Origin of the sequence: Gemmobacter sp., assembly GCF_016792925.1 — a bacterium.
Lineage (GTDB): Bacteria > Pseudomonadota > Alphaproteobacteria > Rhodobacterales > Rhodobacteraceae > Gemmobacter.
Genome location: NZ_JAEULU010000055.1, coordinates 1 through 22,524, shown reverse-complemented (window position 1 = coordinate 22,524; position 22,524 = coordinate 1). Strand labels below are relative to the sequence as shown.

General features: G+C 66.6%; 18 protein-coding genes and 1 pseudogene. 8 read left to right on the top strand and 11 right to left on the bottom strand.

The annotated features are described in order from the left end of the window. A partial coding sequence (locus JNN06_RS03090) for a hypothetical protein (protein ID WP_291238133.1) occupies positions 1–226 on the top strand: 226 nt, incomplete at its 5' end. A 715-nt stretch (positions 227–941) separates the two neighbouring features. Here the strand turns inward: JNN06_RS03090 and JNN06_RS03085 are convergent. The 4 genes from JNN06_RS03085 to rnr all read right to left on the bottom strand — a co-directional run bounded on the left by JNN06_RS03085 (position 942) and on the right by rnr (position 6,462). Continuing rightward, the gene (locus JNN06_RS03085) at positions 942–2,075 is read right to left on the bottom strand and encodes a CaiB/BaiF CoA-transferase family protein (RefSeq protein WP_291238134.1); all 1,134 of its coding nucleotides are present in this window, start codon (positions 2,073–2,075) and stop codon (positions 942–944) included. Positions 2,076–2,102: 27 nt separating this feature from the next. Continuing rightward, entirely contained in the window at positions 2,103–2,918 is an 816-nt protein-coding gene (locus tag JNN06_RS03080; protein ID WP_291238132.1) for a DsbA family protein, read from the bottom strand. A gap of 10 nt (positions 2,919–2,928) precedes the next feature. Then, a complete protein-coding gene (locus JNN06_RS03075) occupies positions 2,929–3,471 on the bottom strand; it encodes a DUF721 domain-containing protein (protein WP_291238131.1) in 543 nt (180 codons plus the stop codon). Positions 3,472–4,227: 756 nt separating this feature from the next. After that, positions 4,228–6,462: a ribonuclease R gene (rnr, locus tag JNN06_RS03070; RefSeq protein WP_291238130.1), complete on the bottom strand. Its 2,235-nt coding sequence runs from the start codon at positions 6,460–6,462 to the stop codon at positions 4,228–4,230. A 138-nt stretch (positions 6,463–6,600) separates the two neighbouring features. Between rnr and JNN06_RS03065 the strand changes: the two genes are divergently transcribed. Then, the gene (locus JNN06_RS03065) at positions 6,601–6,966 is read left to right on the top strand and encodes a hypothetical protein (protein ID WP_291238129.1); all 366 of its coding nucleotides are present in this window, start codon (positions 6,601–6,603) and stop codon (positions 6,964–6,966) included. Here the strand turns inward: JNN06_RS03065 and JNN06_RS03060 are convergent. Further along, positions 6,886–7,797 (bottom strand): DUF817 domain-containing protein, encoded by a 912-nt coding sequence (locus JNN06_RS03060; RefSeq protein ID WP_291238128.1) that lies wholly within the window; start codon positions 7,795–7,797, stop codon positions 6,886–6,888. The two genes, JNN06_RS03065 and JNN06_RS03060, sit on opposite strands and share 81 nt — an antisense overlap. Positions 7,798–8,527: 730 nt before the next feature. Between JNN06_RS03060 and JNN06_RS03055 the strand changes: the two genes are divergently transcribed. Continuing rightward, entirely contained in the window at positions 8,528–9,064 is a 537-nt protein-coding gene (locus JNN06_RS03055; protein ID WP_291238127.1) for an RNA polymerase sigma factor, read from the top strand. Continuing rightward, the gene (locus JNN06_RS03050; protein ID WP_291238126.1) at positions 9,061–11,238 is read left to right on the top strand and encodes a VWA domain-containing protein; all 2,178 of its coding nucleotides are present in this window, start codon (positions 9,061–9,063) and stop codon (positions 11,236–11,238) included. The genes JNN06_RS03055 and JNN06_RS03050 overlap by 4 nt, the downstream gene beginning before the upstream one ends. Positions 11,239–11,822: 584 nt before the next feature. Here the strand turns inward: JNN06_RS03050 and phaZ are convergent. After that, positions 11,823–13,094 carry a polyhydroxyalkanoate depolymerase gene (gene phaZ, locus JNN06_RS03045; protein WP_291238125.1) on the bottom strand — a complete coding sequence of 424 codons (1,272 nt, stop codon included), beginning with the start codon at positions 13,092–13,094 and terminating at the stop codon, positions 11,823–11,825. A gap of 111 nt (positions 13,095–13,205) precedes the next feature. Between phaZ and phaC the strand changes: the two genes are divergently transcribed. The 4 genes from phaC (at position 13,206) to JNN06_RS03025 (ending at position 17,314) form a co-directional block, all read left to right on the top strand. Beyond that, a complete protein-coding gene (gene phaC, locus JNN06_RS03040) occupies positions 13,206–14,999 on the top strand; it encodes a class I poly(R)-hydroxyalkanoic acid synthase (RefSeq protein WP_291238124.1) in 1,794 nt (597 codons plus the stop codon). 148 nt (positions 15,000–15,147) lie between these two features. Continuing rightward, on the top strand, positions 15,148–15,597 hold the full coding sequence (locus tag JNN06_RS03035; RefSeq protein WP_291238123.1) for a phasin family protein: 450 nt from the start codon (positions 15,148–15,150) through the stop codon (positions 15,595–15,597). A 179-nt stretch (positions 15,598–15,776) separates the two neighbouring features. Beyond that, entirely contained in the window at positions 15,777–16,349 is a 573-nt protein-coding gene (phaR, locus tag JNN06_RS03030) for a polyhydroxyalkanoate synthesis repressor PhaR (protein ID WP_291238122.1), read from the top strand. Between the two features lie 23 nt (positions 16,350–16,372). After that, on the top strand, positions 16,373–17,314 hold the full coding sequence (locus JNN06_RS03025; RefSeq protein ID WP_366812380.1) for a LysR family transcriptional regulator: 942 nt from the start codon (positions 16,373–16,375) through the stop codon (positions 17,312–17,314). 3 nt (positions 17,315–17,317) lie between these two features. Here the strand turns inward: JNN06_RS03025 and JNN06_RS03020 are convergent, their stop codons facing one another. The 5 genes and pseudogenes from JNN06_RS03020 to JNN06_RS03000 all read right to left on the bottom strand — a co-directional run. Then, positions 17,318–18,508 (bottom strand): aminotransferase class I/II-fold pyridoxal phosphate-dependent enzyme, encoded by a 1,191-nt coding sequence (locus tag JNN06_RS03020; protein WP_291238120.1) that lies wholly within the window; start codon positions 18,506–18,508, stop codon positions 17,318–17,320. A 145-nt stretch (positions 18,509–18,653) separates the two neighbouring features. Beyond that, the gene (locus JNN06_RS03015) at positions 18,654–19,952 is read right to left on the bottom strand and encodes an FAD-binding oxidoreductase (RefSeq protein WP_291238119.1); all 1,299 of its coding nucleotides are present in this window, start codon (positions 19,950–19,952) and stop codon (positions 18,654–18,656) included. A 4-nt stretch (positions 19,953–19,956) separates the two neighbouring features. Further along, a complete protein-coding gene (locus JNN06_RS03010) occupies positions 19,957–21,312 on the bottom strand; it encodes a glutamine synthetase family protein (protein WP_291238118.1) in 1,356 nt (451 codons plus the stop codon). Positions 21,313–21,372: 60 nt separating this feature from the next. After that, on the bottom strand, positions 21,373–22,053 hold the full coding sequence (locus JNN06_RS03005) for a type 1 glutamine amidotransferase (RefSeq protein WP_291238117.1): 681 nt from the start codon (positions 22,051–22,053) through the stop codon (positions 21,373–21,375). A gap of 323 nt (positions 22,054–22,376) precedes the next feature. After that, positions 22,377–22,524, bottom strand: a pseudogene (locus JNN06_RS03000) (glutamine synthetase); the annotation flags it as partial.

The window sequence follows — 22,524 nt, the reverse complement described above, 5'->3', positions numbered from 1 at the left end:
AGAGGCCAGTGCCCGCCCGGCGGGTGTGAAGCACCCGCCCCCCGCAGGGCGGGCGCTGGCCGGTGGCTTTGGGCCACCGGCCCAAACGCGGAAACGTCTCCGCGTGACCTCGGCGATGCCCTCGGTCAATTGGGTGGGGGTGGGGTGGCTTACCCGCTGGCTTTGGGCCACTGGCCCGATAGAGGAACGGCGCCGCCTGACGGAGGCGTTGGCCTCGGCCATCTGAAGGGCCGGAGGCCGAAAGAGAACCGCCTGTCCGCCAACCCTGACGGAAGGGTTCCGCATGCTCCTGCACCGTCGCCCAGAGAACGGGCGGATCAGAAAACGCAGCGCGTTTTCCCGCCCGTGTGGAAACCTTGACGCAAGACCGTCACCGCCTGCGAACGAGAGGCCAGTGCCCGCCGGCGGGTGTGAAGCACCCGCCCCCCGCAGGGCGGGCGCTGGCCGGTGGCTTTGGGCCACCGGCCCAAACGCGGAAACGTCGCCGCGTGACCTCGGCGATGGCCTTGCTCAAGGGGCCGGAACCAGGAAACGCATTGCGTTTCCCCGGCCCTGTGAAAACCGCCCCGCAAGACCGCCGCAACCCATGACCGAGAGGCCAGTGCCCGCCCGGCGGGTGTGAAGCACCCGCCCCCCGCAGGGCGGGCGCTGGCCGGTGGCTTTGGGCCACCGGCCCAAACGCGGAAACGTCTCCGCGTGACCTCGGCGATGGCCTCGGCCAATTGGGGCCGGATCAGAAACGCCGCGCGTTTTCCCGGCCCTGTGGGAAGGGTGCAGCAAGGCCGTTTCAGCGTGTGATTGAGAGGCCAGAGCCTGCCCCGGCGGGGGCGAAGCGCCCGCCGATGGCGGGGCGGGCGGCTTGCCCGCTGGCTTTCGGCCCCCGGCCCGAGCGTAGCCCACGTTTCCACATGACCTCGGCGATGGCCTCGGCCAATTGGGCGTCAGATTTTGCCCAGCACCTCGTCCTGATGCTGGCCCAGGCGCGGGGCGGGGCGGTCCAGCGCCAGTTCGGCGCCGGAGAAGGTGAAGGGGGCGCGAACGCCGGGGAGGCCTTCGGGGGCGATCTGCATCTGGCGGGCCACCACCTGCGGGTCGGCAAAGACCTCGGCCATGTCATTGATCGGGCCTGCGGGCACGCCTGCCCCTTCGCAAGCGGCCAGAAGATCGGCCTTGGTGAAGCGGCGGGTCGCCTCGGTCAGGCGCCGCGTCATCTCGGCGCGGTTCGCCACGCGGGCGGCGTTGGTCAGGAACTCGGGCGCCTCGGCCATCTCTTCCAGCCCCAGAATGCCGCAAAGCTTGCGGTATTGCCCGTCATTGCCGGTGGCGAGGATCAGCCAGCCATCGGCGCAATCGAACACCGCATAGGGCGCGAGGTTGGGATGGGCATTGCCCATCTTTTGCGGGGCGGTGCCGGTGGCGAGGTAATTCATCGACTGGTTGGCCATGATCGCGGTGGCGACATCCATCAACGCCATGTCGATATGCTGGCCCTCGCCCGTGCGGCCGCGCTGCACGATGGCGGCGAGAATCGCGGTGGCGGCATAAATGCCGGTGAACACATCGGTAACGGCCACGCCCACTTTCTGCGGCTGGCCGTCGGGCTCGCCGGTCACGCTCATCAGCCCGGCCATGCCCTGAATGATGAAATCATAGCCCGCGCGGGGGGCATAAGGCCCGGTCTGGCCAAAGCCCGTGATCGAGCAATAGACGAGGCGCGGGTTCACCTTGCGCAGGCTTTCGTAATCAAGCCCGTATTTCGCAAGGCCTCCCAGCTTGAAATTCTCGATCACCACATCGGCGGTTGCGATCAGGCGGCGGACGGTTTCCTGCCCCTCGGGGGTGCGGAAATCGCAGGTGATGCCGCGCTTGCCGCGATTGGTGGCATGGAAATAGGCCGCGGTTTCCTCGCCCTCATGGGTCAGGAAGGGCGGGCCCCAGCGGCGGGTGTCGTCGCCCTCCGGGGCCTCGACCTTGATCACATCGGCGCCAAGGTCGGCCAGGGTCTGCCCCGCCCAGGGCCCGGCAAGGATGCGGGCCAGTTCGATCACGCGGATGCCTTCGAGCGGGCGGGGCAGTTGGGTCATGGTCTTGCGCCTGTCGGGTTATTTCGCCAGTTCGGCGTCGATGAGCGCCTTGAGTTCGGCATAGCTCATATTGGAGTGTTTGGTGTCATTGAGGAACAGCGTCGGCGTGGCCTCCACCCCGTCTTCCGCCATGGTGGTCTGGAACTTGGCGATCATGGCCTCGACGAATTTCTCGTCCTTGAGGCAGGTGTCCAGGGCCTCGTTCGAGAGGCCCGCGCTGCGACCGATGGTTTTCAGGTTTTCCACCACCACGGCCGGGTCTTCCGAGGCGGCCCATTCGCGTTGCTTGTCGAACAGGATGGAGTTGATGCCGAAATAGCGCATCTCGCCGCCGCAGCGGGCGATGACGGCGGCCCAGAGGCCGTAGCGGTCGAAATAGACTTCGCGGAAGACGAATTTCACCTTGCCGGTGTCGATGTAATCGGCCTTCAGCTGTTTGAACACATCGGCATGGAAGCGCGCGCAATGCGGGCAGGTGTAGGAGGCGTATTCCTTGAGCGTGACCTTGGCGTCGGGGTTGCCCAGCACCATGTCCGGCACCTGGATGGCGGCGGCCTCGGCGCCTGGGGCCGGGGTGGCGGCCTCGGGGGTGGTATTGGTCGCGGGGGCGGCGGTCTGGGCGGGCGCGGGCGTGCTGGCCGGGGCCGGGGTGCTGGCAGGCGCCGGGGTGCTGGCAGGCGCCGGGGTGCTGGCGGGGGCCGGAGTGCTGGCAGGCGCCGGGGTTTCCGCGACGGTTTCGGCTTTGTCGCCGTTCAGCAGGGCATAGCCCCCGGCAGCGGCGGCGGCCACCACGGCGGCCAGACCCAGGGCAAGGCGCCCGTTGGAAATGCTCATGTCATGCCTCTCAGACTTTGCGGCGAGTTAAGATGTTCTGGGCGAGGGTTTCAAGCGCCTTGCGCAGCCCTTCGTCCTGCACGCCTTCGGCGGTATCGCGGGCTTGGGCGATCACCTCGGGCGGCGGGGGTGGTTTGGTGGCGATGGGGGCGGGGGCGAATTGCGCCTGCCCCTCGGCAAAGCCCATGGCGGCGGTCTGGGTCAGGATGATCCGGCCAATGGCGGCATAGCCATAGCAGGCATTCACCCGGTCCTTGATGCGCGGCAGTTGCATCTGGATCATCGGGGCATCGGTCGGTTTCACCAGAAGGGTGAGGGTGGCCCCGAAGGCGCCCTTGGCATAGCCCACCTTCACCGGGCGGGTCACGCGGGCGAGATCGGCGCCCACCACATCGGGCCAATGGGTGAGGAGCCGCGTGACGGCAAAGCCGCGGCTTTCGCCTGCGGTGCGGATGCGGTCCTTGAGCAGGCCCGAGGCGGCCTCGAAGCCACGCATCCGCCGCCCCTTGCGGGACCAGCGCGGCGGTTCTTCGGGGGGGCTTGGGTCTGTCATCAAGGCTCCTGTCGGCGGCAGGATAGAGGAGGACGCGCGCGGGGGCCAGCGGGGGCGGCATAAAGAATGCGTGACGGGGGGATCGGCGGGATCAGAAAACGCATCGCGTTTTCCCGGCCCTGTAGGAGCGGGTCCGCAAGGCCGGGGCAGCGCGAGACCGAGAGGCTGGCGCCCGCCCGGCGGGTGTGAAGCACCCGCCCCCGGCAGGGCGGGCGGCTCACCCGGTGGCTTTGGGCCACCGGCCCAAACTCGCCCACGTTTCCACATGACCTCGGCGATGGCCTCGGCCAATTGGGCCGGAGGCAGAAAACACAACGGGTTTTCCCGGCCCTGTAGGAGCGGGTCCGCAAGACCGGGTCAGCCAAAATCACAGAGGCCAGTGCCTGCCCCTGCGGCGGCGGCGGCTCACCCGTTGGCATCTAGCCAACGGCCCGATGTGGGAACGGTGCCGCATGGCCTCGGCCAACTGGGGCCGGATCAGAAAACGCACCGCGTTTTCCCGGCCCTGTGGGGAGGGTGAAGCAAGACCGGGACAGCCAAAATCACAGCGGCCAGTGCCTGCCCCGGCGGGTGCGAAGCGCCCGCCAATGGCGGGGCGGGCGCTGGCCGGTGGCTTTGGGTCACCGGCCCAAACTCGCCCACGTTTCCACATGACCTCGGCGATGGCCTCGGCCAATTGGGCCGGGGAAACGCGATGCGTTTCCGGGTTCCGGCCCCCGTTGGCCGAAGCCATCGGGAGGATGGCGCGCGCCGCCCCTACCGGCGTTTCCGCACCACCTTGCGTTTGGCAATCGCAGCGCGGACGGGTTTGCGGGGGCTGTATTTGCCGCCTTTCCCGCGCCCTTTCGGGCCGGGGAGTGCGCCGCCCTCGATCTCGATCAGCTCCAGCGTCAGCCCGCCGGTCACCGGGATCGCCTCGGCCAGCCGCACGGAGACACGCGCGCCCGCGCCGATCACCATGCCGGTCTCCGACCCGGTGAGGGTCTGCGCATCGGCATCGTAATAGAAGAACTCGCGCCCGACCTCGCGGATCGGCACCAGACCATCGGCGCCGGTTTCATCGAGCTTCACGAACAGCCCGAATTTCTGCACGCCCGACACCCGGCCCGTGAAGGTCTGCCCCACCCGGTCCGACAGGTAAGCCGCCAGATAGCGGTCGATGGTGTCGCGCTCGGCCGCCATCGAGCGCCGCTCGGAATCGGAAATCTGCTTGGCGGTCTCGTCGAGATTCTCGACATCCCAGGCGCTCAGCCCATCCGGGCCCCAGCCATGGCCCGCGATCAGCGCGCGATGCACGATCAGGTCGGAATAGCGGCGGATGGGCGAGGTGAAATGCGCGTAATTGCGCAAGGCCAGCCCGAAATGCCCGAAATTCTGCGAGGAATAATAGGCCTGCGTCATGGAACGCAGGGTGGTGATATTGATCAGCTCATCCTGATCGGTGCCCTGCGCCTGCGCCAGCAAGCGGTTCAGGTGCATGGTTTTCAGCACCTGCCCCTTGGCGAGCGTGAGACCCGAGGCCTCGGCCACCTCGCGCAGCGCCTCCAGCTTCTCAGGGCTGGGTTCCTCATGCACACGGAACAAGAGCGGGCGCTTGAGGCGGATCAGCTCTTCGGCGGCGCAGACATTGGCCAGCACCATACATTCCTCGATCAGCTTATGGGCGTCGAAACGCTCATAGAAGGCGACCGACAGCACCTTGCCCTCGTCCGAGAGGATGATCTTGCGCTCGGGCAGGTCCAGCTCCAGCGGCTGCCGCACGGCGCGGGCGCGTTTCAGCGCCTCATAGGCCGCGTAAAGCGGGCGGATCACGGGATCGAGCAGCGGTACCACCTTGGGTTCCACGGCGCCATCCATGGCGGCCTGCACCTGCCCGTAATGCAGCGACCCGCGCGAGCGCATGAGGCCGCGGGTGAAGCGGTGCGAGAGCTTGTGCCCCTCGGCGTCGATGCGAATGGCCACCGCCATACAGGCGCGGTCCACCCCCTCATGCAGCGAACACAGATCGCCCGACAGCACATCCGGCAGCATCGGCACGACGCGATCGGGGAAATAGGTGGAGTTGCCGCGCTTGCGCGCCTCGCGGTCCAGCGGCGAATTGGGCGTGACGTAATGCGCGACATCGGCAATCGCCACCCAAAGCGTGAAGCCGCCCGGATTGTCCGGCGCGGTGTCGGGGATCGCCAGCACGGCATCGTCGCGGTCGCGGGCATCCACCGGGTCGATGGTCACGAGGTCGAGGTGCCGTAGGTCTTCGCGGTCGCCCAAGGGGGCGGGGGTGGCGCGGTCGGCCTGCGCCAGCACATCCGAGGGGAATTGATCGGGGATGCCATGCTGGTGGATGGCGATCAGGCTGACGGCGCGGGGGCCGGCCGGGTCGCCCAGCCGGGCGGTGATGCGCGCGGTGGGCAGGCCCATGCGTTTGGGGCCGGTCTGCTCGGCCTCGACCAGCTCGCCATCCTCGGCCTCGAGCGTGAGGCCATGGGGCACATGCCATTCCTTATCGCTGCCCTTGTCGATGGCGACGATGCGCCCGCCCTGATGATGGCTGCGGAAGATGCCCAGAACATGAATGGCCGAGGTGCCCAGCTTGCGGATCAGGCGGCCGGTATAGCCTTCGGCGGTTTTCTCCAGCCGGGCCAGCAGGCGGTCGCCCGCCGCCAGCGGCAGGTCGCCCTTGCGATGGGGCATATGGATGCGCGGCGCATCCTCGCCCGCCCATTCATTCGGCACGGCCCAGATCTCGCCCATGCTGTCGGGCGCCAGCACCCGCAGGATGGAGACGGGGGGCAGCGCGCCCGCCTCGCGGTAGCTGCGCTTGCGGCGCTCGATCCCGCCCTCGGCCTCCAGCTCCTTGAGCAGGCGTTTCAGCTCGATCCGCTCCGGCCCGCCCTTGATGCCAAAGGCCTTGGCAATGTCGCGTTTCGAGGAGAGGGTCGGGTTTTCGGTGATCCACTGGCGGATCTGATCGAGAGAGGGCAAGGTTTTCATGGCTTTTGCCTAGCATGGGCGGGCCGGGGCGGAAAGCGGCTTTGCGGCGGGGTTGCCGCGCAAATGCCGTGGCAGCGCCGTTGCGCCGCCCGGTTTGGCTGCGTAAGCTGGCGGCGGCAAAGGCAAAAAGGGCAGGGCATGAGCGCGATCACCATTCAGCAGATGGCCGACCGGGTGGCGGGGCTGATGGAGGAGCGGTTGCGCATTCGTGGCGCGGGGCTGGCTGAAAAGCTGCGCCGGGGCGGGCGGCGCCTGCCGCGCCGGGTGCGGCTGGCGGCAGAAGCCCTCGCAGAGGCCGCGCATCGCTCGCAGAACCCCAAGCTGTTGCTGACGCTGGATGAGGGCGCGGTGGCCGAGGCCTATGACATTTGCCTGCGCCATCTGGCGCCCATGGGGGCCGGCATGCGGCGGCGGAATTTCGTGTCATCCGTCGTGGCGCAGGTGGCTTTCGGGCTGATCGTGGTGGTGGCGCTGGTGATCGTTGTGGCGAAGCTGCGGGGGTGAGGCCTCGGGGCGGCTGACCAGCGTGACGGTGGTGAAGGCCACGTAAAGCAGCAGATACCAGGAACCGAGCTTGGCAAAGCTGACCGGATCATGGGCGCGTTGGCCGGCATAAAGCCATGTTCCCGTCAGGGTGCCGATATTCTCGGCCAGCCAGAGCGCGCCCGCGGACAGCAGGGCGGCGAGGGGCAGGGGCATCCACCACCAGCGGGCGTGCGCGCTGCGGCGCATGCGGAAATGGATGCGGCAGCGGCCATAAAGCAGCAGGGTGGCGGCGAACAGCATCAGCCGGATGTCGGGCAGAAAGTGATGCGCGAAGAAGTTCACATAGATCGCGACGGCCAGTGCCAGTGCGGCAAGGCGGGGTGGCATGGGCGCAAAGCGCATGTCGAAGATGCGGATCACCCGGGCGATATAGCTGCCGACACTGGCATACATGAAGCCGGAAAACAGCGGCACGTCGTAGAGTTTGAACAGGCCGGGTTCGGGATAGGCCCATGAGCCTGCGCTGACCTTGAACCATTCCATCGCCGTGCCTGTCAGGTGAAAGGCCAGGATCACGCGGGCCTCGTCGCGGGTTTCCAGGCCGGTGGCGAGGAAGATCGCTTGCAGCGCAAGGGCATAGAGGAACAGCGCGTCATAGCGGGCCAGGGACCAGTCGGCCTGCCAGAGGCTGCTGCTGGCCAGGATGCCCGCCAGCAACAGCCCGCCGAACAGGCAGGCCCAGCCCTGTTTCAGCACGAAAAGCGCGAGATCCGCGCCCAGAGCGTGCGGGCCGAGGCGGACTTGGGCGGCGCGACCGAGGCGGTGTTCAAGATCGGTGATCGGGGGCATGGGGCTTCTGCCTTTGGGGTGGCTGTGCGTCAGGATGCGCCGGGGCTGGCGCAGACGCGGGGCAGGGCTTGTGCAGAAGCCGTGCAGGGAAGGGCCGGGGCGGGGTTTGGTCTCTCTGATCCGCCGTTGCACTTGGCCGAGGCCATTGCCGAGGCCATGCGGTACCGTTTCCACATCGGGCCGGTGGCCCGAAGCCACCGGGTGAGCCGCCCGCCCTCCGGGCGGCGGGCGCTTTGCACCCGCCGGGCGGGCGATGGCCTCCGGGATGCTTGCGGGACAGGTCTTGCTGTTATGTTCCCACAGGGCCGGGGAAACGCGCTGCGTTTCCTGTTTCCGGCCCGTTTGACCGAGGTCATGTTGACAGGTTCCGCGTTTGCGCCGGTGGCACGAAGCCGCCGGGAAAGCCGCCCGCCCTGCCGAACGGTGCTTCACACCTGCCGGGCGGGCGATGGCCTCCGTGATGCTTGCGGGACAGGTCTTGCGTCACCGTTCCCACAGGGCCGGGGAAACGTGCTGCGTTTCCTGCTTCCGGCCCAGTTGGCCGAGGTCATGTTGACAGGGTTCCGCGTTTGGGCCGGTGGCCCAGGGCCTCGGCCCCGTCGCGCGGTTCTGACCTGCCGCACGGCCGTGCGCCCAAAGAGCGCGCGCCGCCCCCGCATTGCTCCCCACAAAAATTCCGCCGCCCCGCCAAGGATTGCCCCCCGCCGCGCGTCCGATTACCGTGATGCTGATGGATACCCCCGACGAAACCCTTGCTCTGGCCGCGCAAAACGGCGACCGCAGCGCCTTTGCGGCGCTGGTCACCCGGCATTACGACCGGATTTACGGGCTGGGCTGGCGGCTCACCGGCTCGGCGGCGGATGCGCAGGATCTCGCGCAGGACATCTGCGCCGCCCTCCCGGCCAAGCTGGCGGGCTTCCGCCATGAAGCCCGCTTCACCACCTGGCTCTACCGGGTGGTGGTCAATGCCGTGGCCGATCTGCGCCGCCGCCAGATGACCCGCGCCCGCGCCGCCGATGGCTGGGGCGACTGGGAAATCGCGCGGCAGGCCGAGATGGCCGAGGCCCGCGCCGCCCGGCTTTGGCTGGAAGGCGCGATGGCCACGCTGAGCGTGGAGCTGCGCGACACCGCCGCCCTCGTGCTGGGCGAGGAGCTGACCCAGGCCGAGGCCGGTGCCGTGCTGGGGATCTCGGAGGGCACGGTCGCCTGGCGCATGTCAGAGGTGAAGAAACGGCTGCGCAGCCTCGCGGCGGAGGAGGCAGAATGACCGAAGATGACGATCTGAACCGGCTGCAAGCGCATCTGCGCGCCACGCCGCCCTTGCCCGATCCCGAGGCCCGCGCCGCCGCCCTGGCCGCCGCGCTGGCCAGCTTTGACCGCCGCGCCGCAAGCGCCGGGGCCGGAGATGCAGAATTTTCGCCCAAGCCCCAAGAAACCGCCGAACTGCCGCGTCCTAACCCTGACCGCCCGAAGCGTTCGGGCTGGCTGAGCGGAGTTCTGGACATGCTGAAAACCTTCTCTCCCGCCCCGGCGCTGAAGGGCGCGCTGGCGGGTTCCACCGCCTTGGCGGCCGTTGCGCTGGCCGTGATCGCCCTTGGCCCGCAGCTGCGCGAAGGCCCGCCGAACGGGCCGATGGTGGTCGAGACTACGGGCAGGGACGAGGCAGCCGCAGACAGGCTGGCCCCCCGGCCCGGAACCGGGGCCACCGCTGAGCCCAAGGCTGCGCCCGCCCCCGATCCGCGCCCCGCAGCGGCCCCCGCAGAAGCCCTTGCAGAAGCCCCGACCTCGGAGCCTGTGGCCGAACCTCGCGCCGAAATGGCGCAGGTCGAAGCCCCCGCCGCCGGGATGGCCGCGCCCGTGCCGCCCCCCGTCATGTCCCCCGACATGCCTTCTGACATGCCGGAAGCCGCCCCTTCGGTTGCGCCGCTGGCCGCGCCCCCGCTTGCCGCACCCGCCCCGCTGGCACGCAGCCGCAAGGCCACCGGCTTTGCCGCGCCCACGGCCTCCGGCGGCTTTGTCCCCGATATGGAGAGCGCCCCCGCCCCCCTGCCGGAGACCGAATCCTTCGCCCATGCCGATGCCAACCCGGTGAAGGCGGTGGATGAGGCGCCGGTCTCGACCTTTTCGGTCGATGTTGACACCGCCTCTTACGCCGTTGTCCGCCAAAGCCTCGAGGCCGGGCAGCTGCCCCCCAAAGAGGCCGTGCGCATCGAGGAAATGCTGAACTATTTCCCCTATGCCTATCCGCAGCCCGAGGGGGGCGCGCCGTTCCGCCCCGATGTGACCGTGTTTGAAACGCCGTGGAACCCCGGCACGCAACTGGTGCGCATCGGCTTGCAGGGCCGCAGCGCCGAGATGGCGGCGCGCCCGCCCCTGAACCTCGTCTTCCTGGTCGATACCTCGGGCAGCATGGATGACCCGCGCAAACTGCCGCTGCTGCAACAGGCGCTGCGCCTTGTGCTGCCGCAACTTAGCGACGCCGATCAGGTGGCGATCGTGGCCTATGCCGGTTCGGCGGGCGTGGTGCTGCCGCCCACCAAGGCGACCGAGACCGCCAAGATCACCGCCGCGCTGGAGGGCCTGACCTCCGGCGGCGGCACGGCGGGCGAGGCCGGGCTGTCTGAGGCCTATGCGCTGGCCGCGCAGATGCAGGCGACGGGCGAGGTGAGCCGCGTGCTGCTCGCCACCGATGGCGATTTCAATCTGGGCCTGTCGGACCCCGAGGCCTTGAAAGAATTCGTGGCCGAAAAGCGCAAATCCGGCACCTATCTTTCGGTGCTGGGCTTTGGGCGCGGCAATCTGGATGATGCCACGATGCAGGCGCTGGCGCAGAACGGCAATGGCATGGCGGGCTATATCGACACGCTGCAAGAGGCGCGCAAGGTGCTGGTGGATCAGCTTTCCGGTGCGTTGTTCCCGCTGGCCGATGATGTGAAGGTGCAGGTGGAATGGAACCCGGCCGAGGTCGCGGAATATCGGCTCATCGGCTATGAAACCCGGGCGCTGGCGCGCGAGGATTTCAACAATGATCGGGTGGATGCGGGCGAGATCGGCGCGGGCCTGCAAGTCACCGCGCTGTATGAGGTGACGCCGGTGGGCAGCGCGGCCCGTCTCACCGATCCGCTGCGCTATGGCGCGGAGCCAGGCGGCGAAAAGGGCGAGCTGGGCTTTCTGCGCCTGCGCTGGAAGGCGCCGGGGGCTGCTGAAAGCGCCCTGATCGAGGCCCCGATCCCGGTATCCCTGTCTGAACCCGACGCGGAGGCGCGCTTCGCCGCCGCCATCGCCGGTTTCGGCCAATTGCTGACGGGCGCGCCCTATCTGAGGGACTGGGGCTGGGCAGAGGCCATCGCCTTGGCAGAAGGCGCACGCGGAGACGACCGCTTCGGCTACCGTATCGAGGCCGTGAACCTCATGCGCCTCGCCGCCAGCCTGCCCCGCTGAAAGGCGCAGGCTTCGCCCCTCAGGGGCCGGAAACAGGAAACGCAGCGCGTTTCTCCGGCCCTATGAAAGCAGTGGAGCAAGACCGTCTCAACCCATGACCGGTGGCTTCGGGCCACCGGCTCAAACGCGGAACCTGTCAACATGACCTCGGTCAAACGGGCCGGAAAAAGGAAACGCACCGCGTTTCCCCGGCCCTGTGGGAACCTCGCGGCAAAACCGGATCAACCCAAGACCGAGAGGCCGTCGCCCGCCCGGCGGGTGCGATAGCACCCGCCCCCGGCAGGGCGGGCGCTGGCCGGTGGCTTCGGGCCACCGGCCCGATGTGGGAACGGTGCCGCATGACCGAGGCGATGGCCTCGGTCAATTGGGGCCGGGTCAGAAAACGCACAGCGTTTTCCCGGCCCTGTGGGAGCGGTTCAGCAAGACCGCTTCCGCCCATGACCGAGAGGCCATCGCCCGCCCGGTGGGCGCGATAGCGCCCGCCGCCCGGAGGGCGGGCGCTGGCCGGTGGCTTTGGGCCACCGGCCCAAACGTGGCCAAGGTTTCAACTTGACCGAGGCGATGGCCTCGGCCAATGAGGCCGCTTACTGCGACGCCGCCAGTTTCACCGGGCTTTTCGCCGGTTTGCCGGAATTGGCGTCGATGAAGGCCAGGACCAGCGGGCGGATGTTCAGGCGCCAGCTCTTGCCTGCGAAGATGCCGTAGTGACCGGCGCCGGGTTCCAGATGGCTGGCCTTCTTGTCCTCGGGCAGGTTGGTCAGCAGGCGCAGCGCGGCGAGGCATTGGCCGGGGGCCGAGATGTCGTCCTTCTCGCCCTCGACGATCTTCACCGCCACGCGGGTGATGGCGCCCAGATCGACCTTCTTGCCCGCCACCACAAATTCGTTCCGCGCGATCTCGCGGTTCTTGAAGATGCGCTCGACCGTCGACAGGTAGAACTCGGCCGTCATGTCCATCACGGCGAGGTATTCGTCATAGAAGCGGTTATGGGCATCATGGTCGCTGGCCTCGCCGCGGGCGGCGCGCATCACCTGTTCCTGGAAGGCCTTGCCATGACGCTCGGCATTCATCGACATGAAGCCCGCCAGTTGCAGCAGGCCCGGATAGACCAGCCGCCCGGCGCCCTTGTATTTGAAGCCGACGCGCTGGATGGCCATGTGTTCCAGCTGGCCCATGGTGACGCGGCGGCCGAAATCGGTGACCTCGGTGGCGGCGGCATCGGGATCGACCGGCCCGCCCATCAGGGTGAGCGAGCGCGGCTGCGCCTCGGGGTCTTCGGCGGCGAGATAGGCGGTGGCGGCCAGCGTCAGCGGCACCGGCTGGCAGACGGCGACGACATGGGTGTCGGGGCCGAGATGGCGCATGAAATCGACGAGGTAGAGAACGTAATCCTCCACGTCGAACTTGCCCGCCGACACCGGAATGTCACGGGCATTGTGCCAGTCGGTGACATAGACATCGGCATCGGGCAGCAGCGAGGCGACGGTGGGGCGCAGCAGCGTGGCGTAATGGCCCGACATCGGCGTCACGACGAGGATCTGGCGCGCCATCTTCTCGCGGCGGCGGACCGAGAACTTGATCAGATTGCCGAAATCCTTTTCCACCACCGGGGTGATGTCGACCAGATGGTCGGTGCCATCGGCCCCCACGATGGAGCGGATGCCCCAGTCGGGCTTGGTGACCATGCGGGAGAAGGTGCGCTCGGTCACCTCGCCCCAGGCGGCGGTCAGCTGGAACAGCGGATTGGCAGACAGCGCGAAGACCGGATAGGAGGCCATGGCCCGCGCGGTGGCGCCCAGCCACTCATTCGTGTTGCGGGCTGTTTCCATCAGGTCATAAGTCGCCATATACTTCATCTGCGTCTCCTTGCCCGATGGGCCGTGGCTTGGCCTCGATCCCCGTGGGCGCGGAGGAAGGAGACGAAATTGCTGCAAGTGCGAAAGAAACTGTAGGGGGGAAATATTAATATGACAACCGAGACCAAGGACGAAGACGCCCGCCTGCACCGGCTGAATGCCAATATCGCCAAGGTCGAGGATTTGTCGAAACGGCTGACGGCGGCGCTAACATTGCGCAAAAACGCCGATCCGGCGCTGCAAGGGCCGTCGCAAGAGGTCTATATGAAGGCCGCAGCTGCCTATGTGGCGGAAATGATGCAGAATCCGTCGAAAATCATCGAGCAGCAGATCGGCTACTGGGGAAAGACCCTGAAACACTATGTGGAGGCGCAGCAGGCCCTTGCCAAGGGCGAATTGCGCGCCCCGGAAAATCCCGGCCCAAAAGATCGTCGATTCGCCAATCCGCTGTGGGACAGCCACCCGCTGTTCAATTTCCTCAAGCAGCAATACCTGTTCAATGCCGAGGCGATCACCGGCGCTGTTTCCGGTCTGGAACGGATGGAGGATCATGACCGCAAGCGGGTGGAGTACTTCACCCGCCAGATCGTCGATCTGATGTCGCCCACCAATTTCCTCGGCACCAATCCCGATGCGCTGGAAAAGGCGGTGGCGACCGATGGCGAGAGCCTGGTGCAGGGGCTGGAAAACCTTGTGCGCGACATCGAGTCGAACCGGGGCGATCTGCTGGTGACGCTGGCGGACAAGGAGGCCTTTCATGTGGGCGAGAACATCGCCACCACGCCGGGCTCGGTGGTGTTTCGCAACCGGATGCTGGAGCTGATCCAATATGCGCCGACCACGGACACGGTGCATAAAACCCCGATCGTGATCTTTCCGCCCTGGATCAACAAATTCTATATCCTCGACCTGAAACCGGCCAACAGCCTGATCAAGTGGATCGTCGATCAGGGCTTTACCCTGTTCGTGGTCAGCTGGGTGAACCCCGATGCCAGCTATGCCGATGTGGGGCTGGATGACTATATCCGTGACGGCTATCTGGCGGCGCTGGCCGAGGTAAAGCGGCTGACCGGCGAGAAGCAGGTCAATGCGGTGGGCTATTGCATCGCGGGCACCACGCTGAGCCTGACCATGGCGCATCTTCAGCAGCAGGGCGACAAGTCGGTGAAATCCGCCACGCTGTTCACCACGCTGACCGATTTCAGCGACCCCGGCGAGGTGGGTGTGTTCCTCGATGACGATTTCGTGGACGGGATCGAGCGTCAGGTGGCGGTGGATGGGGTGCTGGACAAGTTCTTCATGTCGCGCACCTTCAGCTTTCTGCGCTCCAATGACCTGATCTATCAGCCCGCGATCAAGAGCTATATGATGGGCGAGGCGCCCCCGGCCTTTGACCTGCTGTACTGGAATGGCGATGGCACCAATCTGCCGGCGCGCATGGCAGTGGAATATCTGCGCGGGCTGTGCCAGCGCGACCAGTTCGCCCAAGGCACATTCGAGGTGATGGGCGAGAAGGTCAGCCTGCGGGATGTGAAGGTGCCGCTTTGCGCCATCGCCTGCGAGACCGACCACATCGCCGCCTGGAAGGGCAGTTTCAACGGCGTGAAGCAGATGGGATCGAAGGACAAGACCTTCATCGTGTCGCAAAGCGGCCATATCGCCGGGATCGTCAATCCGCCCTCCAAGGGCAAATATGGCCATTACACCAATGAGGCCGCGATGGAGACCCCGGAGGCCTGGTGGGAGAGTGCCACATTCCACCCCGGAAGCTGGTGGCCGCGCTGGCGCGACTGGCTGGCGAGTCGCTCGGGCGGGCAGGTTCCGGCCCGGATGCCCGGCGCCAATGGTCAGCCGGTCCTGGGCCCGGCACCGGGGCATTACGTTACGGCCATTCCAAAAGCGTGACGGTTCAAAGGCTTGGCCTTGGCGGCGCGGTACAACCATAGAGTTTGCCGCGTCGCAGAAATTTCACTTGAATTGCTGCGGTGCAGCATCTATATTGACCACAGGAAACGATTGCAGGCGCTGGGCGCCCGAGCTGTGGAGACTTCAGATGACCACCAAGACCCCGGACTTCACCAAAGCCTTCCAGGACGTTCTGGCGGCATTCCCGGTGGATGCCACCGCGTTCCAGAACGCGTTCAAGACCCAGGCCGCTGTCGGCGAGAAGCTGACCAAGGTTGCGCTGGAAGCCGCCGAGAAATCGACCGAGATCTCGTCGAAATGGGCCAAGGACACCCTGGCCAAGGTGGGCGAGGCTGCCAAAGCCAAGACCGAGCCGTCGGATTACACCAAAGCCATGAGCGATTTCGCTTCGGCCACCGCTGAACTGGCCGCCGAGAACATGGCTGCCTTCGCCGAAGTGGCGAAAAAAGTGCAGATGGAAACTGTCGAGCTGATGCTGGCCGCTGGCAAGGACGCTTCGGAAGAAGCCCAGGCCGTGGTGAAGAAAGCCACCACGGAAGCCACCGCTGCCGTGAAAAAGGCCACCGCTGCCAAGTGAGCGGCGGATGCTGCTGAAGGTTGAGCGGCGCTCCTGACCTCCTCCTCCCTGATCGGGATTGCCGCGGGGCGCGCCATTGGCGCGCCCCTTTCTTTTGATTGCATTATTGCTGCACCCTGTCTTAGGCTTCTCTGCAAGCGCATAAGAAACTGCGCCGAAGAATCCGGGGAGGGGCCGTCATGGCAAACACCGACAAGCCGTTGCTGATCAAACGCTATGCCAGCCGGAGGCTTTATAACACCGAGACCAGCGATTATGTGACGCTGGAGGATATTGCAGGCTTCAGCCGCGCCGGGCTCGAGGTGCAGATTGTCGATCTGAAATCGGGCGATGACCTGACGCGGCAATATCTGCTGCAAATCGTGGCCGAACATGAGAGTAAGGGCGAAAGCGTCCTGCCGGTGAATGTGCTGAACGATCTGGTGCGCAGCTATACCACCGGCATGCAATCGGTGGTGCCGCAGTTTCTGGCGGCATCCTTTGACATGCTGCGCGACGGCCAATCCAAGATGATGGAAAACCTGTCGCATCTGCCCAATCCGATGGCCTCGATGCCGGGCTTCGAGGCGATGCGCAAGCAGCAGGAAGCCTTCATGAAATCCATGATGGGCGGCATGCCGGGCTGGCCTGCGGGGTCGAGCGGGCCAGAGCCGGAGGAGGGCGAGAAGGCCGAGGGGCGCGGCGGTCAGGGCGAGCTGGACGCGATCAAGAAGCAGCTGGCCGAGCTTCAGGCGAAGCTGTCGAAGCTGTAAACATGGGGCATTCGGCTGGCCGCGTGACCCTGTGGGGGATCGAGGTCTTTCTGGCGATCGCGGAAGAGCGGTCGATCTCTGCGGCGGCGCGGCGGCTGGGGGTCAGCAATGCGGCGGTGAGCCAGCAGCTTGCCGGGCTGGAGGCGGTGCTGGGCGCGGTGCTGGTGGATCGCGGCAGCCGGCCGGTGGCGCTGACGCCCGCCGGGGTGATCCTGCGGCGCCATGCCCAGACCATCGTGAATGCCGCCGAGGCCGCGCAGGCCGAACTGGCCATGGCCGATCTGGCGGGCCTCACGCAGTTGCGGCTGGGGGTGATCGAGGATCTGGATGCCGATGTGACGCCGCATCTGCTGACGGGCCTTGCCGAGGATCTGCGGACCTGCCGCTTTCTGCTGGAAACCGGGCCGAGCCACCGCCTGCGCGACCAGCTGGAGGCGCGGGCGCTGGATCTGGTGGTGGCCGCCGATCCCGGGGTGTTGCAGCCCGCCGATGAGGGGCTGGAGGTGCATGCGCTGCTGACCGATCCCTTCGTGGCGGTGCTGCCGCGCGGTTTCAACATGGGCGGGGGGGAGATCGGGCGGCTGCCCTTCATCCGCTATTCGGCGCGGCATGTCATGGGGCGGCAGATCGCGGCGCATCTGGCGGCGCAGAAGGCGGGCCTGAGCAGCCGGTTCGAGCTGGACAGCTATCACGCGATTCTGGCGATGGTGGCGGCGGGGCAGGGCTGGTCGATCCTGACGCCGCTGGCGCTGCATCATGTGGCGCGGTTCCGCAACGCGGTGGAGGTGCAGCCCATGCCCTTTGGCGCGCTGGAGCGCCGCATCAGCCTGAGCGCCCGCGCCGGCCAGTTGCAGGGCATCCCGGCCATGGTCGCCGCGCGCCTGCGCGAGCTGATCGCGGCACAGGTGGTGGCGCCGATGCTGGCCGACTGGCCGTGGTTGCAGGGCAGCCTGAGGCTGCCCTGATCCTTACCCGGCCTTGACCTGATCGGCGGCAGCGATCAGCGCCTCGGCAATGAAATCCAGCTCGTCCCGGGTCAGGCGCGTGGGCAGGCGCACGTCGCAGGCACGCATCAGCATGGCGCGGGTCTGCGGCAGATCGGGCTGATCCCCAAGGAATTGCCAGTTCCAGAAGGCGCGGGCGTTATCCTCGGACAGGCCGAAGACCTGCACCGAGACGCCGCGCGTCTTGGCCTGCGCTTGAAAGGCACGCGCCTCGGCATCGGTGTCAAACCCCACCAGATTGAACTGGATCGAATCGGGGGCGCGCGATTCCGGCCCCAGCGGCGGCGGCACGTCGAAATGGGCGCAGGCGTTCAGCTGGTCCGCGACGTGATCATGGTTGAAGCGGCCCTGTTCCACCCGGCGCGCGAGTTCCGGCAGTTGCGGGCGGATCACGGCGGCAGAGAGGTTCTGCATCCGCATATTGTAGAGAGGCAGCTTGTTCTGCCACAACATATAGCTGTTTTGCAGGCCGGGATGCTTTTTCCAGTTCTGCTCGTAAGCGCCCGACATGATGACGGCGCGGGCCGCCAGCTCCGGGTCGTCGGTCACCAGAATGCCGCCTTCGCCCGCATTGATCATTTTGTAAGACTGGAAGCTGAAACAGCCGATCTTGCCAAGGGTGCCAATGTTGCGCCCGTTCCAGACGGTGCCAAGGCTATGGGCGGCATCCTCGACCACCGGCACACCCGCCGCATCGCACAGCGCCATGATGGCGTCCATATCGGAGGTATGGCCGCGCATATGGCTGATCAGCACACAGGCCGCGCCGGGCAGTTTGGCGGCAAAATCCGCCATATCGACGCGGTAATTGGCGCCGACCTCGACCAGCACGGCCTCGCATTCGGCATGGACCACGGCGGAGGGCACGGCGGCGAAGGTAAAAGCGGGGATCAGCACGCGCGCGCCGCGCGGCAGGTCCAGCGCTTTCAGCGACAGGAACAGCGCGGCCGAGCAGGAGGAGACCGCCAGCGCATAGCGGCTGCCCAGCAGGGCGGCAAATTCGGCCTCCAAGAGCGCGACCGGCGCGCCTTCGGGCGCGGTGTAGCGGAACAGATCGCCGGAGGCGAGCAGGCGGTCGATCTCGGCCCGCGCGGCCTCGGGGATCGGCTCGGAGTCGTAAACATTGGGGGCAAGCGCAGCGCCATCGGCAGCCATTGTCAGCTTTCCTGAATATGGTGTTCAGGAAAGCTGTAATCCCGCCCTGCCGCTTTTTCCAGCAACAAGTTTCTGACAAACCGGCTTGCCGGAGAAAATCCGCCTGCCGGGGGGCGGCGATTTTTCGACGAAAAATCGGGGGCGCCTAGCGCCCGAGCCGGTCGCGCAGCGAATACCAGGTCATTGCCAGCACCAGAAGCGGCCAGCGCAAGCCCACGCCGCCGGGGAAGCGGGGCTTGGGCAGGGCGGCCATCAGATCAAAGCCCGCGGCCTGACCCTGCACGGCCTCGGCCATCAGCTTGCCCGCCAGCGTTGCCATGGCAACCCCGTGGCCGGAATAGCCCGAGGCCGACAGCACATTGGGCGCCACCCGCGCAAAGCAGGGCAGGCGGTTCATGGTGATGGCCAGCGTGCCGCCCCAGGCATGGTCGATCTTCACGCCCTTGAGCTGGGGATAGACCTCCAGCATCGGCTTTGACACGGTTTTCACGATGTCGGGGAATTTCCAGCCATAGCTTTCGCCGCCGCCGAACAGCAGGCGGTGATCCTCGGAGAGGCGCCAGTAATTCACCACGAATTTCGTATCCGCCACCGCCACGGGGCGCGACAGGATCGCGGCGGGATCGGCCAGAGGCTCGGTCGCGACGATGAAATTGTTGATCGGCATGACGCGGGCGGCGACCTGCGGCGCCAGATTGCCAAGGTATCCGTTGCAGGCGAGGATCACATGATCGGCCTCCACCCGTCCATGGCCGGTGGCGACGGTGACGCGCGGGCCATGGTCGATGCGGTGGACGTGGCTCATTTCATGGATGGTCACGCCTGCGGCTTGGGCGGCCTGCGCAAGGCCGATGGCGAAGTTCAGCGGGTGCAGGTGGCCCGCGCCATGGTCGATCTCGCCGCCCTTGTAAGCCTTTGATCCGATGAGGGTTTCGATGCCTAAGCGGTCCAGTGGCTCGATCTGGTCATAGCCGTAATCGCGCTGAAGTTTCTCGGCATAAGCATGGGTGTCGCGGACCTCGCGGTCATGCCAGCAGGCATGGGCGACGCCGGGATGGAAGGTGACGGGCATGGCATGGGTGGAGATGAGCGATTTCACCAGTGCCTTGGCGTCTTCGGCCAGTTGCCAATAGCGGCGGGCGTTTTCTCGGCCTGCGATGCGTTCCATCTCGATCTGGTCGAGGCGCTGGCCGCTGCCCACTTGCCCGCCATTGCGGCCCGAGGCGCCGAAACCGACGCGATGCGCCTCCAGCACGGTGACCTTGAGGCCCGCCTGCGCCAGATGCAGCGCGGCGGAGAGGCCGGTGTAACCGGCGCCCACGATGCAGACATCGGCGCGGGTTTGGCCGCGCAGAGGGGCGCAGGGGGTGAAGGGGGTGCGGGTGGCCGCGTAGAAGCTGGCCGGGTATTCGCCCGGCCGGTCATTGGCAAACAAAAGGTTCATGGCGTCACACGTTCAGAAGAAGGTGTTCGCGCTCCCACGGGCTGATGACCTGCTGGAACTCTTTGTATTCGTTGCGTTTCACGCTGTCATAGACCTTGCAGAAATCCGGGCCCATGATCTCGGTCAGGGCGGCGTCCTCCTCCAGAAGGTCGAGCGCCTCGCCCAGGGTGGTGGGGATCTCGTCGCTGTCAATATAGGCATTGCCCTGAAATTCGGGGCGCGGGGCCACCTTGTTGATCAGGCCGAGATAGCCGCAGGCGAGGGTGGCCGCGATGCCGAGATAGGGGTTGCAATCCATGCCGGGCAGGCGGTTTTCGATGCGGCGCGCGGCGGGGCCGGAGATCGGCACGCGCAGGCCGGTGGTGCGGTTGTCGCGGCCCCATTCGAGGTTGATGGGCGCGGCGAAATCGGGGACGTAGCGGCGATAGCTGTTCACATAGGGCGCAAACAGCGCGACACCGGCGCCGAGATGTTTCTGCAAGCCACCGATGAAATGGCCGAAGGCCTCGGTCTCGCTGCCATCCTCGGCGGAGAAGATGTTCTTGCCGGTTTTCACATCCACGACCGAGGTGTGGATATGCATGGCCGAACCCGGCTCGCCTGCGATGGGTTTGGCCATGAAGGTGGCAAAGCAATCGTGGCGCAGCGCCGCCTCGCGGATCAGGCGCTTGAAGAAGAACACGTCATCGGCCAGGCGCACGGGGTCGCCATGGGCGAGGTTGAGTTCAATCTGGCCGGCGCCGCCCTCCTGCAGGATGCCGTCGATTTCAAGGCCCTGCGCCTCGGCGAAATCATAGATGTCGTCGATCACCTTGCCATATTCGTCGATGGCGGACAGGCTGTAGGCCTGTTTCCCGGCGGCGCGGCGGCCCGAGCGGCCCATGGGCGGGATGACCGGCTGGTTGGGGTCGAGGTTGCGGGCGGTGAGGAAGAACTCCATCTCGGGTGCCACCACGGGGCGCCAGCCCTGGGCTTCGTAAAGGGCCACGATGCGGCGCAGCACGTTGCGCGGGCTGAAGCTGACCAGATTGCCCGCCTGATCCTTGGCATCATGGATCACTTGCAGCGTGATGTCGGCGGTCCAGGGTGCGGCGGTGGCGGTGGACCAGTCGGGCTCCAGGATCATGTCCGGTTCGGTGAAAGCATCGAAAGGATTGTCGGCCCAATCGCCGGTGATGGTTTGCAGGAAGATGGAATTGGGCAGGAAGTAGTTGGTTTGATGGGCGAATTTCGCGGCGGGCATGGCCTTGCCGCGCGCCACGCCGGCAATGTCGCCGATGATGCATTCCACTTCGTCAATGCGGCGGTCGGCGATGTAGCTGAGGGCTGCCGGGGGCAGTTTGCTTGTCCAGTCGGACATGGGAGGCTCTTTCGGGTTGGCGTCAGGCGATCTGACGTATGGCCTTGACGCGGGGAGCTTTCAGGAACGGGGGGCCTTGAAGAAATCAGCGATGCGGCGGGCGAGGATCGGGGCATCGACCGGCTGGTCGAGGCGCGCGCGCGCGGCCTCCATCAGCGCATCGGGCACCACGCCCTTGCCGCGGGTGGCCATGAGGCCATCGACGAAATCGGATTGAAACTCGGGATGGGCCTGCACGGTGAAGATGCGGTCGCCATAGACCAGCGCCGCGTTTTCGCAGAAGTCGGAGCAGGCGGCGACGGTGGCAGTCTCGGGGCGGCGTGTGACCTGATCCTGATGCCAGGCGTTCAGGCGCAGGGTCTCGCCGTTGAAATCATAGTCGGTGGGGCCGACCGACCAGCCCTTGCTGAACTTTTCCACTTTGCCGCCAAGGGCTTGGGCGATGATCTGATGGCCAAAGCAGATGCCGACCATGGGAATGGCGGCGGCATAGGCCTCGCGGATGAAGGCCTCCAGCGGCGGGATGAACGGGTGATCCTCATAGGCGCCGAAGCGCGAGCCGGTCAGCAGCCAGCCATCGCATTCGGTGACGCTGGCGGGGAACTGATTGTCCAGCACGCGCCAGGTTCGGAAGGTAAAGCCCTGATCGGCCAGCAATTGCTGGAACATATCGGGGTAATCGCCCGAGGTCGGGGCCAGATTGGCGGGCGCTTCGCCGGTTTGCAGGATGCCGATCAGCATGGGGTCCGTTTCTGGTTGTGCGGTCGAGAGTAGCAAGGAGCGAGGGCGGGCGGCAAGAGGGTTAGAGCGCGGGCTATCGCCGGGAGGGGCGCGCAACCATTGTTGCGCGATCCGTGCGGGACGGGGCCGCAAGCCCGCCCGTGCGCCTGACGCACGGGCCGCGCCCGCCCCCCGGGCGGCGGGCGCGATGCGCCCACCGGGGCGGGTGCGACCCGTGCCCAAGCCGCGCGCGGCGGAGGGCCCCTTGTCGCAGGCTGCCGCCTGCGCCAATCGCGCGGCGAAACGGTCCACCGGACCGTTTCCTGATCCGCGCTCTGGCGGCCTCACACCGTATCGAGATAGAGTTCCACCCGCTCCTCCGGGGTCAGTTCTGCGATGTAATGCAGCTCTTGCCGCTTGGTTTGCACCATGTTGCGGATCAGCTCTTTCGGCAGGAAGCGATAGAGCATGTCGCTATGTTCAAAGGCATCA

What these genes read in the sequence shown, in the direction of transcription:
- phaC (WP_291238124.1), top strand. Translation starts at nt 13,206, where the DNA reads ATGACAACCGAGACCAAGGACGAAGACGCCCGCCTGCACCGGCTGAAT.
- phaR (WP_291238122.1), top strand. Translation starts at nt 15,777, where the DNA reads ATGGCAAACACCGACAAGCCGTTGCTGATCAAACGCTATGCCAGCCGG.
- JNN06_RS03080 (WP_291238132.1), bottom strand. Translation starts at nt 2,918, where the DNA reads ATGAGCATTTCCAACGGGCGCCTTGCCCTGGGTCTGGCCGCCGTGGTG.
- JNN06_RS03035 (WP_291238123.1), top strand. Translation starts at nt 15,148, where the DNA reads ATGACCACCAAGACCCCGGACTTCACCAAAGCCTTCCAGGACGTTCTG.
- JNN06_RS03050 (WP_291238126.1), top strand. Translation starts at nt 9,061, where the DNA reads ATGACCGAAGATGACGATCTGAACCGGCTGCAAGCGCATCTGCGCGCC.
- JNN06_RS03055 (WP_291238127.1), top strand. Translation starts at nt 8,528, where the DNA reads ATGGATACCCCCGACGAAACCCTTGCTCTGGCCGCGCAAAACGGCGAC.
- JNN06_RS03020 (WP_291238120.1), bottom strand. Translation starts at nt 18,508, where the DNA reads ATGGCTGCCGATGGCGCTGCGCTTGCCCCCAATGTTTACGACTCCGAG.
- phaZ (WP_291238125.1), bottom strand. Translation starts at nt 13,094, where the DNA reads ATGAAGTATATGGCGACTTATGACCTGATGGAAACAGCCCGCAACACG.
- JNN06_RS03015 (WP_291238119.1), bottom strand. Translation starts at nt 19,952, where the DNA reads ATGAACCTTTTGTTTGCCAATGACCGGCCGGGCGAATACCCGGCCAGC.
- JNN06_RS03010 (WP_291238118.1), bottom strand. Translation starts at nt 21,312, where the DNA reads ATGTCCGACTGGACAAGCAAACTGCCCCCGGCAGCCCTCAGCTACATC.
- JNN06_RS03075 (WP_291238131.1), bottom strand. Translation starts at nt 3,471, where the DNA reads ATGACAGACCCAAGCCCCCCCGAAGAACCGCCGCGCTGGTCCCGCAAG.
- JNN06_RS03005 (WP_291238117.1), bottom strand. Translation starts at nt 22,053, where the DNA reads ATGCTGATCGGCATCCTGCAAACCGGCGAAGCGCCCGCCAATCTGGCC.
- JNN06_RS03065 (WP_291238129.1), top strand. Translation starts at nt 6,601, where the DNA reads ATGAGCGCGATCACCATTCAGCAGATGGCCGACCGGGTGGCGGGGCTG.
- JNN06_RS03060 (WP_291238128.1), bottom strand. Translation starts at nt 7,797, where the DNA reads ATGCCCCCGATCACCGATCTTGAACACCGCCTCGGTCGCGCCGCCCAA.
- rnr (WP_291238130.1), bottom strand. Translation starts at nt 6,462, where the DNA reads ATGAAAACCTTGCCCTCTCTCGATCAGATCCGCCAGTGGATCACCGAA.